At 75.4% G+C, this 12381-nt stretch carries 11 protein-coding genes; 3 read left to right on the top strand and 8 right to left on the bottom strand.

Annotated features, from left to right (window positions below):
* Window positions 1-16 precede the first annotated feature (16 nt).
* Window positions 17-1516, top strand: a complete 1500-nt coding sequence (locus G9H71_RS07420; RefSeq protein ID WP_166280255.1) for an Ig-like domain-containing protein — start codon at window positions 17-19, stop codon at window positions 1514-1516.
* Between the two features lie 649 nt (window positions 1517-2165).
* On the opposite strand, the gene G9H71_RS07415 is transcribed toward G9H71_RS07420, so the two are convergent.
* The 6 genes from G9H71_RS07415 to G9H71_RS07390 all read right to left on the bottom strand — a co-directional run bounded on the left by G9H71_RS07415 (window position 2166) and on the right by G9H71_RS07390 (window position 9755).
* Complete coding sequence (locus G9H71_RS07415; protein ID WP_166280253.1) at window positions 2166-2555, bottom strand: helix-turn-helix domain-containing protein; 390 nt, start codon at window positions 2553-2555, stop codon at window positions 2166-2168.
* A gap of 163 nt (window positions 2556-2718) precedes the next feature.
* Window positions 2719-3942, bottom strand: coding sequence for a CinA family nicotinamide mononucleotide deamidase-related protein (locus tag G9H71_RS07410; RefSeq protein WP_166280251.1), 1224 nt, complete (start codon window positions 3940-3942; stop codon window positions 2719-2721).
* Between the two features lie 4 nt (window positions 3943-3946).
* Window positions 3947-4570: a CDP-diacylglycerol--glycerol-3-phosphate 3-phosphatidyltransferase gene (gene pgsA, locus G9H71_RS07405; protein ID WP_166280249.1), complete on the bottom strand. Its 624-nt coding sequence runs from the start codon at window positions 4568-4570 to the stop codon at window positions 3947-3949.
* 8 nt (window positions 4571-4578) lie between these two features.
* The gene (rimO, locus tag G9H71_RS07400; protein WP_166280592.1) at window positions 4579-6087 is read right to left on the bottom strand and encodes a 30S ribosomal protein S12 methylthiotransferase RimO; all 1509 of its coding nucleotides are present in this window, start codon (window positions 6085-6087) and stop codon (window positions 4579-4581) included.
* A 126-nt stretch (window positions 6088-6213) separates the two neighbouring features.
* Window positions 6214-6996: a helix-turn-helix domain-containing protein gene (locus G9H71_RS24445; protein ID WP_166280247.1), complete on the bottom strand. Its 783-nt coding sequence runs from the start codon at window positions 6994-6996 to the stop codon at window positions 6214-6216.
* Between the two features lie 140 nt (window positions 6997-7136).
* Window positions 7137-9755: a DNA translocase FtsK gene (locus tag G9H71_RS07390; RefSeq protein ID WP_196791749.1), complete on the bottom strand. Its 2619-nt coding sequence runs from the start codon at window positions 9753-9755 to the stop codon at window positions 7137-7139.
* Window positions 9756-9938: 183 nt separating this feature from the next.
* Here G9H71_RS07390 and G9H71_RS07385 point away from each other — a divergent pair, with 183 nt between their 5' ends.
* A complete protein-coding gene (locus tag G9H71_RS07385) occupies window positions 9939-10079 on the top strand; it encodes a hypothetical protein (RefSeq protein ID WP_166280241.1) in 141 nt (46 codons plus the stop codon).
* A 23-nt stretch (window positions 10080-10102) separates the two neighbouring features.
* Window positions 10103-10840, top strand: coding sequence for a hypothetical protein (locus tag G9H71_RS07380; RefSeq protein WP_166280238.1), 738 nt, complete (start codon window positions 10103-10105; stop codon window positions 10838-10840).
* A 14-nt stretch (window positions 10841-10854) separates the two neighbouring features.
* On the opposite strand, the gene G9H71_RS07375 is transcribed toward G9H71_RS07380, so the two are convergent.
* Both G9H71_RS07375 and G9H71_RS07370 read right to left on the bottom strand, forming a co-directional pair.
* Window positions 10855-11421, bottom strand: a complete 567-nt coding sequence (locus tag G9H71_RS07375) for a HEAT repeat domain-containing protein (RefSeq protein ID WP_166280235.1) — start codon at window positions 11419-11421, stop codon at window positions 10855-10857.
* Window positions 11418-12335, bottom strand: coding sequence for a hypothetical protein (locus G9H71_RS07370; protein WP_166280232.1), 918 nt, complete (start codon window positions 12333-12335; stop codon window positions 11418-11420). Before G9H71_RS07370 ends, G9H71_RS07375 begins: the two co-directional genes overlap by 4 nt.
* Window positions 12336-12381: the final 46 nt, after the last annotated feature.

Raw genomic sequence — 12381 nt, 5'->3', positions numbered from 1 at the left:
GGACGGAGGCCTGAGGGTGGCCTCCCCCGGCTTCCTGGACCGTCGGACGGCGGTCGCGGCCGTCGCAGGAGCGGTCGTGGCCGCGCTCGTCATCGCCCTCGCCGTCCTCCTGTGGCCAGGAGGCGACGACGACGAGACGGCTGCGCCACCCCCGGCGTCGAGCCCCGCACAGGTGCCGACCGAGGCGCCACCATCGGAGGAGCCGTCCGAGGAGTCGACGCCCGAGACGTCCGAGCCGCCGACGACGCCCGACGCGGGCGGGGGGACGTACGAGCTGCGGGCCGACGGCAGCGAACTCGACGGCGCGACGGTGGCCGCGCCGCTGACCGTCACGGTGCTGGACGAGGCGGTGGAGAGCGTGACCTGGACGCTGGACGGCTCGTACCTGGAGAAGGACTCCTCGCCGCCGTACGAGCTGACGCTCGACCCCGACCCCGGTGAGCACGAGCTGCGGGCGCGCGTGGAGTCCGGCGGCAACCGGTCCCGGCGCGAGGTCACCTTCACGGTGTCCGCGGACGGCACCTCGAGCACCGCGCCCGGCACCGGGAGCAGCGCGCCCGCGGCCGCGCCGAGCGCGCAGGCGAGCGTTCCTGCCGCGCCGAAGGCGAAGCGCGTGGTCGACGTGTCGACGGCGGACGAGCTGCGGGCCGCGCTCTCCTCGGTCCGTCCCGGAGACCGGATCGAGCTGGCCGACGGCACGTACGTCGGCGACCCGCAGTTCGAGGCGCCGGCCGCCGGCACGAAGGCCGCGCCCATCACGCTGCACGGCTCGCGCAAAGCGGTGCTGACGACCGGCTCCACGGACAACGGCGGCTACGGGCTCCACGTCACCGGGGACTACTGGCGGCTCGACGGCTTCACGGTGCGCACAGCGAAGAAGGGCATCGTGCTCGACGGCTCGGTCGGGTCGGTCCTCGTCGGGCTCGACGTGGGCCGCATCGGCCAGGAGGCGGTGCACTTCCGCTCCGGGTCGGCCAACGGCGTCATCGCGAACAGCGACGTGCACGACACGGGTCTGAAGTCGCCGCAGTTCGGTGAGGGCGTCTACGTCGGGTCGGCGAAGTCGAACTGGGGCGACTACGGCACCGACGGCGGCCCCGACCGCTCGGACGCCGTGCTGGTCCAGGGCAACCGCATCTGGAACACCCCGGCCGAGGGCGTCGACATCAAGGAGGGCACCCGCGGTGGGCGCGTCGTCGGCAACCGGTTCGAGCAGGCCGGCACGAGCGGCGAGAACTCGGCCGACTCCTGGATCGACATCAAGGGCAGCGACTGGCTCGTCGAGGGCAACACCGGCACCGGGACCTTGCTCGACGCCATCCAGACCCACGTGATCAACGGCGCGCCGGGCTCCGGGGAGAACAACACCTTCCGCGGCAACCGGGTGCTGGGTGGGGTCAAGGGGTACGTCGTGGCCGTCTCCCCCGAGCCGGGTGCGCACGGCAACGTGGTCGCCTGTGACAACGAGGCGGGGCCGGGTGGTGCCGGCGTCAGCAACATCGAGTGCCAGGGGTAGGCACGTCGGCGTCGGACGTTCCGCCCAGTGCGGCGACTGGTTGAGCGTTCCGCGCAGTGCGGCGATCGTCCGGGCGTCGTCGTCGAGGCGCGCGGCGTTGGCTGTCGTCGGCGCGGCAGTGGACGCCGCATGCCCGGCGGGCCAGCCGTCGGACACGTGAGCCGGGCCCCGCTGAGGCCCCAGTTTGCGGGTAACCCCCACGCCGGCAGGATCGCCTCGGCCGCGAGGTAGTGCGCGGCGTTCAGTGTCGTGTACGCGGCAGTGGACGCCGCATGCTGTTGGCCAGCTCGTTAGGCATGCGGTTCAGGCTCCGCCGAGACCCAGCGTCCGGCAACCTCACCAGTCGCCGCACCGCCACGGCCGCGAGGTAGCGCGCGGCATTCAGTGTCGTGTACGCGGCAGTGGACGCCGCGTGCCCCGCGGGCGAGCCCGTCGGGCGCGGGGATGCTCGTACGGCTGCTGGGCGTACGACGGATGCGGTCGACGCCAGGACTACGCGACGGCGCGCACGGCCCGGCACGAAGAGGCGCGACGGCGCCCACGGCTGCGCCGGGAAGAGGCGCGAGAAGCAGTGTGGCCACGGCCGGCAACCGCCGGCCGTGGCCACAGTTCGACGTTCAGCGGCCGAAGCCTCAGCCGCGTCGTGCGCTCAGGCCGCAACCTCGACGGCCACCCGGCCGTCGACGCCGCTTACGCCACCGGCGCGCCCCGCCGCTGGCTCCGGCGGCGGGATGACGGTGGACAGGGCGGACCGTGGGGGCAGCGCGGTCTCCCGCAGGGCAGCGTCGCGTACGGCGGCCTCCGCCTCGGCGAGGATGAGGCCGTCGCTGACTTCACGCAGGACCTCGGACATGGGCACGTCCAGCGCAGCGCAGATCGACGCCAGTAGCTCGGACGAAGCCTCCTTCTGGCCGCGCTCCACCTCGGACAGGTAGCCGAGGGAGACGCGGGCTGCAGCGGAGACCTCGCGCAGGGTGCGGCCCTGGTCCTGGCGCCGCGTCCGCAGCACGTCCCCGAGCAGGCGACGGAGAATAATCATCGCGGGGCTCTCCCTCCTGGGACGGTGATTACCCACCGTACCCGTACCGTTCCCTCTCCGCGACCGGCGAACGCCTCGGAGAGGCCGCGCGTTGTCCCGGACTCCAGCGGCCGGCTCGCGCGTGCGCTCGGACCGGTTCCGGATGTGTGGTGCAACGCTGTAATCAACCTAGCCGTTCCCGCAGCGATGCCAAGGCCGCGGCGACCGAGGACGCCCGGACGCCGTCACGCTCTGCGCGAAACTGCAGGGACTCCACACCCTGCACGCCCGGCCCGACGACCCCGACGTGGACCTCGCCGGCCGGCTTGCCCTCCGACGGCCCCGGGCCGGCGACGCCCGTGGTCGAGACTCCCCACTCGGCGCCCAGCAATGCACGGACGCCGTGCGCCATGGCGAGCGCCACATCCGGGTCGACCGCGCCGCGCTCGGCCAGCAGCGCCGCGTCGACGCCGAGCACGCTCGCCTTGACCGCCGTCGCGTACGCCACCACCCCGCCGCGGAGCACGGCCGACGAGCCCGGCACCGACGTGAGCGCCCCGGTGACCAGCCCGCCGGTCAGCGACTCGGCCACGGCGACGGTCTCCTCGCGCGCCGTGAGCCGGCGGACGACGGCGACCGGCAGCGGGACGTCGTCGACGATCGGCGAGAGCGCGGCCAGCGCGGCCCGGGCGTCGGCGACGACGGGCTCGAGCAGCGCCTCGGCCGCAGTGGTCGCCGCCGCCGCAGCCGTGAGCCTGACCTCCACCTCCGTCCGGCTCGCGAGGTACGCGACGCGCACCCCGGGCGGGAGAGCCGCCTCCAGCCCGGCGAGCGCCGCGCCGACCGCGGACTCGGGAGTCCGCGGCACGTGCAGCGCGCGGGTCACCAGGCCCGCAGCCGCCGGCAGGCCGGGGAGCACCGAGGCCTCGGCGATGGCGCGTACCTCCGACGGGACGCCCGGCAGGAGCACGACCTGCGCGGACCCCATCCGGGCGCGCAGCCCGGGCGCGGCGCCTGCGGGGTTGGGCAGCACCTCGGCGCCCTCGACGACGTCGGCCATGCGCAGGGCGCCGACGGGCGGCTCGGCCCCGCGCTCGGCGTAGCGCCGGCGCAGCACGTCCTCGACGGCCCGGTCCCGGACGACTCGGGTGCCGAGGACGGCGGCGAGCGCGTCCCGGGTGACGTCGTCGCTGGTCGCCCCGAGCCCGCCCGTGACGACGACGAGGCCGGCCCGGGCTGCCGCGCCCGTCAGCGCCTCGACGATGGCCGGCACGTCGTCGGGGACGACGGTGCTGCGCAGGACGGGTACGCCGTGCTCGGCCAGGCGAGCACCGAGCCAGGCCGCGTTCGCGTCGGCGACCCGCCCGGACAGCAGCTCGTCGCCGACGCAGACGACCTCGGCGTGCACGGGGTCAGCGGCCCGACGTGCGGCGCAGCCGGACGGCCCGGGCGACGTAGTCGACCCCGGTGACCAGCGTGACCGCCACGGCCGCGGCGAGCACGCCGCCGGCCAGCCAGGCCCACGCGCCGGGGTGCGGGAGGAGGTAGAGGCCGATGCCGACGCCCTGGAGCACGGTCTTGAGCTTGCCGCCCCGGCTGGCCGGGATGACTCCGTGCCGGATGACCCAGAGCCGCAGCAGGGTCACCCCGACCTCGCGCACCAGGATGACGACGGTGACGGCCCACCAGAGCTCGCCGAGCAGGGAGAGGCCGACGAGGGCCGCGCCGATCAGCGCCTTGTCGGCGATCGGGTCGACCAGCTTGCCGAAGTCGGTGACGATGCCCCACCGTCGGGCGATGTCGCCGTCGACGAAGTCGGTGATGGAGGCGATCGCGAAGACCACGCAGGCCGCTACGCGCGAGGCGGTGTCGTCCCCGCCGTCGCGCAGCAGGAGGTAGGCGAAGACCGGGACGAGCAGCAGGCGCAGGACGGTCAGCGCGTTGGGCAGGTTCCAGGAGCCGGGCGCGTCAGGGCGCGCCGCGCCGTGCGACGCGCCCGCGGCGAGCGGCCCGCCGAGGGGCTCGGTCCCGGACATCGGTGGCGTCAGGCCGGCCGGCCGGCCGCGCCCGCGGGCTGCGGCGAGGTGGACGACAGCGCCGGCTCGAGCGGCTCGGCGACGAGGTCGGCGCCCGCGGCGGCCACCACGCGCGCGATGACCAGCGAGCCGACCGGCGCGTCGCCGGTGAGGACGGTGAGGCCGTCGACGTCGGGGGCCTGGTGCTCGGCCGGGCCCTCCGGGCCGTCGTCGCCCGCCCGCTCGACAAGGACCTCGACCCGCTCCCCCACGCGGTCCTCGGCGCGCTGGGCGACGAGCTCCTCGACCAGCGTGGAGAAGCGCTCGAGCCGTTCGGCGACCTCCGGCTCGGGCAGCTTGCCGTCCAGCGTCGCGGCCTCGGTGCCCTCCTCGTCGCTGTAGCCGAAGACGCCCATGGCGTCGAGCCGGGCCTCGACGAGGAAGCGCTCGAGCTCGGCGAGGTCGGCGTCGGTCTCGCCGGGGAAGCCGACGATGAAGCTGGACCGGGCGCCCGCGAGCGGCGCGCGCTGACGGATCGCGGCGAGCAGCTCGAGGAAGCGGTCGGCGTCGCCGAACCGGCGCATGCGGCGCAGGAGCGGGCCGGACGCGTGCTGGAAGGACAGGTCGAAGTAGGCCGCGACCTTGTCGGTGTCGGCGATGACGTCGAGCAGGCCGGGGCGGACCTCCGCCGGCTGCAGGTAGCTCACCCGCACCCGGGCGATGCCGTCGACGGCGGCCAGCTGCGGGAGCAGCTTCTCCAGCGCGGTGAGGTCGCCGAGGTCCTTGCCGTAGGACGAGGAGTTCTCGCTCACGAGGACGAGCTCGCGGACGCCCTGCTCGGCCAGCCAGCGGGCCTCGGTGAGCACCTCCTGCGGCTGGCGGGAGACGTACGCGCCGCGGAAGGCCGGGATGGCGCAGAACGCGCACCGCCGGTCGCAGCCGGAGGCGAGCTTGAGCGGCGCGACCGGGCCGGAGCCGAGCCGGCGGCGCAGCACGCGCGGGCCGGACGCCGGCGCGAGGCCCGCAGGCAGGTCGGGCGCCCCGGAGGAGGCGGAGGCCGAGCCGGGCGCCGTGGCGCCGTGCCCGGGGACGGCGACCGTACGCGCCGCCGCGCCGCGCGCGACCGGGGAGATCGGGAGCAGCGCGCGCCGGTCGCGGGGGGCGTGCGCGACGTGCCGCTCGCCGGCGAGGATCCCGCGCAGCCGGGCGGAGACGTCGGCGTAGTCGTCGAACCCCAGCACGGCGTCGGCCTCGGGCAGGGCGGTGGCGAGCTGGTCGCCGTAACGCTCGGCCATGCAGCCGACGGCCACGACGGCCTGCGTGCGGCCCGAGCCCTTGAGGTCGGCTGCCTCGAGCAGCGCGTCGACGGAGTCCTTCTTCGCCGCCTCCACGAAGCCGCAGGTGTTGACGACCGCGACGTCGGCCTCGGCGGCGTCGTCCACGAGCCGCCACCCGTCGGCGGCGAGCCGGCCGGCCAGCTCCTCGGAGTCGACCTCGTTGCGGGCACAGCCGAGCGTGACCAGGGCGACCGAGCGCAGCGCAGCAGGCGCGGGCGCCGCCGCGTCGGGAAGAGAACTCACCGTCCCAGCCTAGGTGCTCGCCGGAGCGGCTCGACGGGACGGACCGGCTGCGTCACCGGCCCGGCGCACCGGCAGTGCCCGCCGTCACGGGTCCTCGGGGGTGAACTGCGCGCGGGCGATCTCGCCGCGCGCGCCGGGAGCGCCGATCTGCTTGCCGTTGACCGTGAGCGAGACCGCCCCGGCGTCGCCGACGAGCAGGCTCACCACCTCGGTGTCGGTGAACTGGCGCGAGCTGCCCTTGGCGACGATGCCCTCGAAGAGCCGCTTGCCCCCGGCGCCGGTCGCCCGCAGCCAGCACTGGCCCTCGGTGGCGGCGACGACCACGCGTACGCCCGCCTCGGGGTTGGCGGCGACCACCGGCGGCTTGCGGCTCGGGGTGGCCGACGGGGCGGCGCCCGTCGGGGTCGGTGTCGCGCCCGGGGAGGGCACGTCGGATACCGCGGCCGGGGCGGCGTTGCCGGTCGGCGCCGTGTCGCCGCCGTCACCACCGGGGCGAAGGACCGAGAAGCCGGCGTAGCCCACGACGACCACGAGCGAGGCGACGAGGACGTTGGACCAGTTGAGCCCGCGACGGCTCCGGCCGACGGCGGCGTCGAGGTCGACCACCTCGCTCGGGGGGCGCGGCGCGGACTCGACGCTGGCGATCTCGTCGTCGTACTGCCGGATCAGCGCTTCGGCGTCGGCCCCCACGGTGCGCGCGATGGTGCGCAGGTGGCCCCGGGCGTAGAAGTCGCCGCCGCAGTGGCTGAAGTCGTCGTGCTCGATGGCGGCGACCACGGTGCGCCGGATGCGGGTCCGGTCGGCCACCTGGTCGAGGCTGAGCCCGGCGGCCTGGCGGGCGGAGGTGAGCGTCTCGCCGATGGTCACGGCGTGTCCTCCGTCGTCTCGAGGGCGGCGTCCGGCGTCGCGGTGCTGGCGGTGCTGCGACGGGCCGGCTTAGGCAGGGCCGAGTCTACGGCCCTGCCCGACAACGGGGGATACGCCCGGCTGTGACGCGGAGTTCCCGGCTACTCCCCGCGCAGGGTGAACATCACGCCCTCGAGCTCGTCCGGCTTCACGAGCACGTCGCGGGCCTTGCTGCCCTCGCTGGGCCCGACGATGCCGCGGCTCTCCATGAGGTCCATCAGCCGCCCGGCCTTGGCGAAGCCGACGCGGAGCTTCCGCTGCAGCATCGACGTCGACCCGAACTGGGTGGTGACGACGAGCTCGACCGCCTGGACGAGCAGGTCCAGGTCGTCGCCGATGTCCTCGTCGATCTCCTTCTTCGCGGCCACGGCCGTGACGTCCTCGCGGTACGTCGGCTGCAGCTGGGTCTTGCAGTGCTCGACCACGGCCTCGACCTCGGCCTCGGTCACCCACGCGCCCTGGATGCGCATGGGCTTGCTGGCGCCCATGGGGAGGAAAAGGCCGTCACCCTGGCCGACGAGCTTCTCCGCGCCCGGCTGGTCGAGGATGACGCGGCTGTCGGCCAGGCTCGAGGTCGCGAACGCGAGCCGGCTCGGCACGTTGGCCTTGATGAGGCCGGTGACGACGTCGACCGACGGGCGCTGGGTCGCGAGGACGAGGTGGATGCCCGCGGCCCGGGCGAGCTGCGTGATGCGGACGATCGAGTCCTCGACGTCGCGCGGGGCGACCATCATGAGGTCGGCGAGCTCGTCGACGATCACCAGCAGATAGGGGTACGGGCGCAGCACGCGCTCGCTGCCCTCCGGCGGGCGCACCGTCCCCTCGCGGACGGCCTTGTTGAAGTCGTCGACGTGCCGGAAGCCGAACGCCGCCAGGTCGTCGTAGCGCATGTCCATCTCGCGCACGACCCACTGCAGCGCCTCGGCCGCCTTCTTGGGGTTGGTGATGATCGGCGTGACGAGGTGCGGGATGCCTTCGTACGCCGTCAGCTCGACCCGCTTGGGGTCCACGAGCACCATGCGGACCTCGTCCGGCGTGGACCGGAGCAGGATCGAGGTGATCATCGAGTTGACGAAGCTCGACTTGCCGGAGCCGGTGGCACCCGCGACGAGCAGGTGCGGCATCTTCGCCAGGTTCGCGACGACGAAGCCGCCCTCGACGTCCTTGCCAAGCCCCACGACCATCGGGTGCGGGGTCCCGGTGGCCGCCCGCGAGCGGATGACGTCGCCGAGCGCGACGATCTCCTTGTCGGTGTTCGGGATCTCGATGCCGATGGCCGACTTGCCCGGGATCGGGGAGAGGATCCGGACGTCGGCGCTCGCCACGGCGTACGCGATGTTCTTGGACAGCGCGGTGACCCGCTCGACCTTGACGCCCTGGCCGAGCTCGACCTCGTAGCGGGTGACCGTCGGGCCGCGGGTGTAGCCGGTGACGGCGGCGTCGATGTCGAACTGCTCCAGCACGCCGGTGAGGGACTCGACGACGGCGTCGCTGGCCGGCGTGCGGGCCTTGTGCACCGAGCCGGCGCGCAGCATGGTCGGCGCGGGCAGCTCGTAGGTCACGTCGCCGGACAGGAGCAGCTGCTCGACGCGCGGCGGCATGTCGGAGCTGCCGGGAATCTGCTCGAGGACCGTCGTGGGGGGCTCGAGGTCCACGGCGTCGACGGGCGTGGGCACCGCGAAGACGTCGGTCGCGTCGATGTCGCCGGACGGGGCGACGACCGGGCCGGCGCCGGGCCGCTCGGCCGGCTCCTCCCCCGGGCCGTCTGCGCCGGCGCGCTTGCGCCCCTTGCGCGGGGCCGGCGCCAGCCCCATCGCCTGCTCGGCGTCGAACACCTCGGTCTCGTCGTCGGCCGGCTGCGGGGCGGCGGGCCGTCGGCCGCGGCGGGCCGGCTCGGCGACCACGGGCGTGTCGTACGCCGGGTCGCCCTCGCGCGGCTCTCCCCCGCGGTCGCGGCGCCCACGCGAGCGCTCGGCGGGGACGGCCTCCCGGCGCAGCGCGGTGTCGCGCAGGCCGCGCAGCCGCTCGGGCACCGCGTTGACCGGCGTTGCCGTGACGACGAGCAGGCCGAAACCGACGACGAGCAACAGGAGCGGGACGGCCACCCAGACGCTCGCGGCGTCGACGAGCGGGCTGGACGCGAGCCAGCCGCCGTAGCCGCCGGCCCCGCGGATCGCCTCGGCCCCCTCGGGCGGCTGGGGCGTGCCGCGCGCGATGTGCAGCAGGCCGAGCGACCCGGCCGAGAGCGCGGCCCAGCCGACGGCGGCCCGCCCGAGCACGATCTCGCGATCGGGGTGGCGCAGCAGCCGGTAGGCCAGGAGGAGCAGCAGCGGCGGGACGAGGATGTCGGCGCGGCCGACGGCACCGGCGACGAGCCAGGTGGTGGCGTCCCCGAGTGCGCCGTCCACCCGCCACCAGGCGGCGGCGGCCGTGACCACCGCGAGCCCGATGACGGCCAGGCCGATGCCGTCACGGCGGTGGGCCGGGTCGAGGTCGCGGGCGCTGCGGCCGAAGGCGCGCACGGAGCCGCCGACCACGTGGGCGGTCCCGAGCCAGAGCCCGCGCAGCGCGATGCCGAGCGCCCGGACGAGCCGGGCCCCCATGCCGGGCTGGGTGCGGGCAGGTGCGGACGCCCGCGGACGGGACGCCCCGCCGCCGCGTCCGGATGCCGGCGCCCCTGTAGAGCGCGGACGGGTGCCCCCCGTCGTCCGAGTCGCCATGGGCGGAGGGTACCGCCCCTATCTCACCAGTCACATCCGTCACAACGGCGACACGCCTCGGTGGCGACCGTCAGCTGCCTGACAGAGCGGTATCTGCGCTGCCCGGCTCCGCTCTGTCTCCCTGGTGCCCGACCGCAGCGGCGCCGTCGTCGCCGGCCGCGCGCCGCCACCCGAGGAGAACTCATGAGCAGCACCGACACCCCGCCCTCCCCCGCCGCAGACGCGCGCGCCCTGCTGGCCCGGCTCGAAGGGCCGTACGCCGACCGCTCGCACCCCGCGCGGGCGTGCCGCGCGCTGTGCACGCCGTGGTGCCACGGCGCCTGACGCGACGGAAGGAGGAGCACCTGATGCGCATCCGCACGCTGGTCGGCGCCGTCGTCGGCGCCGCCACCGCTCTGACCACGCTCGTGGCGGCGCCCGGCACCTTTGGCGCCGCGGTCGCGCGCGCCGGGGTCGAGCCACCGGTCGCCACGGCGCTCGACGTCAGCCGGCCGGTGCACGTCTTCGCCCGGGCCGTCCCGGTGACCGAGACGCTCACGCTGCGGTTCAGCACCCCGGTGGACGGGTCGGTGACCGCGACGCTGCGCCCGCCGCGAGGCAGCGCGCTCCCGGTGCGGTTCGAGCTGGCCGACGAGTACGGCCTCGCCTGGCGGGCGAAGGCGGTCCTCCCGCCGACCGCCGCGCTGGGCACCTGGACGCTGGACGACATCCGGTGGGAGTACACCGACGACCGGGGCGCGGCCGTCGCCATCTCCGCGCCGGAGACCTCCGCCTTCACGCTGCGCCACGCCTCCACGGTCGAGATCGGGGTAGACCGCAAGCGGCTGCGCGCGGGGCGGACGCTGACGGTGTACGGCCGCGTCCTGTCGCTCTACGGCGACCCGGTCGCCAAGGCCCCGCTGGAGCTGCAGGGACGCGTCGGCTCGGGCGCGTGGGAGAAGCTGCGCGCCTACCGCACGACGAAGGACGGCTGGGTCGTGGCGAGGGGGCCGGCCGAAGGGTCGCTTCAGCTGCGCTGGCGGATGCCCGGGACGACGACAGTCGCGGCGTCCACGTCGCCGGTCGTGACGGTGTCGGTGTCGTAGCGCGACGCGGGGAGCTAGCCCAGCTCCTCGAGGGCGCGCCTCGCCTCGTCACGGACCAGCGGCTCCTCGTCCTGCGTCGCGCGCCACAGCGCGGAACGGACGTCGACGACGTCTCCGGCGACCTGCTCCCCGTCGAACGGCGCGAACAACGGCAGCACGGCGACCGCCTCCATCCGGCTCGAGGGGAACGCCGAGTCGAGGGACCGCAGCGTCCGCGCCCACCCCAGCGGGTCGCCCAGAGCGGCGAGGGCCCGCGCCGCCCGCATCGGGGCACCGGCGAAGTCCTCGCCCTCCAGCTCGGCGACGAGGACCTGACGGCCCCCGTCGGCGTCGCCCAGCCGGGCGAGCGCCGCCGCCGCCTCCACGCGGACCCGGGCCTCGGGGTCGAGAAGGGCCCGCCGCAGCGCGGGGACCGCGGACGGGTCGCCTCGGCCGCCGAGGAGGTACGCCGCTTCGGCGCGCACTCCGAGCGTCGTGTCCTCGAGCGCAGCGACCAGGCCCGGCGTGTCGACGCCCAGCCCTCGTCGGCCGAGCTCCCGGGCCGACGCCGCGGCGCGGGCGTGGCCCGGGTCGTCGCTCACGTCCACCCTTCCGTCGCCGCCCGGGAGCGCACCGCGTCCGCGCGCCCCTGGTACGCAGCCCGGCCGTCGGCGTACGCGCGGTTCTCCCCCGCCCCGCCCGTCCGGTCGTACCACGCCCATCCGTCGGCCTCGATGCGCTGGCGGGCGAGCTCGAGCAGCGCCGCAACCCGTCGCGAGGTCACGAAGTCGAACCACGAGACGTCGACGGTCTGGGTGTTGAGCCACGCACCGGCGGCCGGGAGGTAGAGCCGCGCCCGTGCGATGTCGTCGGCGGCATGGAACTGCTCGTGGCGCTCGGTGAGGTCCGCCGCCCAGTAGCTCGTGCGCGGCGGGCGCCCGGTGGCGTCGGGGGTCAGGTCGTCGGCCGCGGCGCGCCACGTCGTGGCGGTGACCGCGGGGTCGTTGGCGCCCGCGACGTTCGTGTTGCCGCCGGAGTTGGTGTTCCACGTCGTGTCCACCCCGACCTGCCCGCCAACGTGGATGACACCGCCCGCAGTCCTCCAGGTCGGGTTCCGGATCGAGTAGGTGACGTACTCGGCCCCGAAGGGGCTCACCGTCCCGGACCGCGTGGTGGTGGAGGCCATGGTGAGCGCCGACGCGACGGCGTCAGGCCGCGCGTGGCCCGGTCCGGAGAGCGCGGAGCCGGAGCCTTCGGCGAGCGTGAGCGAAGCGACGACCGGCAGCCGCCCGGCACCGGCGGCGTCCTCGGCTCCCTCCTCGGCCCCCTTGGCCTCGGCCTGCCCGACCACGTCCTCGACGGCGCCCTCGTGGACGCCCCGGTCGGGCTCGTCGCGGCCGGCACCGTCGTTCTTGTGCCTGTGGTTCTTGTGAGCGTCATTCGTGTGCCCGTCGCCTGCACCGGCGGCGAGCGCCGAGACGGCTCGGTTGCCCGCGGCCGCCTGCAGACGCATCACGTGGCCCACGACGCCGCCGGGGCGAGCCGGCCTGGCGGCGGGCCGA

The sequence above is a fragment of the Motilibacter deserti genome (assembly GCF_011250635.1).
In the GTDB taxonomy this organism is placed as follows: Bacteria; Actinomycetota; Actinomycetes; order Motilibacterales; family Motilibacteraceae; genus Motilibacter_A; species Motilibacter_A deserti.
The sequence above is the reverse complement of the archived record's forward strand: the minus strand, read 5'-3'. Positions and strand labels throughout refer to the sequence as shown.

Excerpts from the sequence above, each read along its gene's own strand:
- G9H71_RS07415 (WP_166280253.1), bottom strand. The coding sequence starts at position 2,555 with ATGATTATTCTCCGTCGCCTGCTCGGGGACGTGCTGCGGACGCGGCGC.
- pgsA (WP_166280249.1), bottom strand. The coding sequence starts at position 4,570 with ATGTCCGGGACCGAGCCCCTCGGCGGGCCGCTCGCCGCGGGCGCGTCG.
- G9H71_RS07390 (WP_196791749.1), bottom strand. The coding sequence starts at position 9,755 with ATGGCGACTCGGACGACGGGGGGCACCCGTCCGCGCTCTACAGGGGCG.
- G9H71_RS07385 (WP_166280241.1), top strand. The coding sequence starts at position 9,939 with ATGAGCAGCACCGACACCCCGCCCTCCCCCGCCGCAGACGCGCGCGCC.
- G9H71_RS07380 (WP_166280238.1), top strand. The coding sequence starts at position 10,103 with ATGCGCATCCGCACGCTGGTCGGCGCCGTCGTCGGCGCCGCCACCGCT.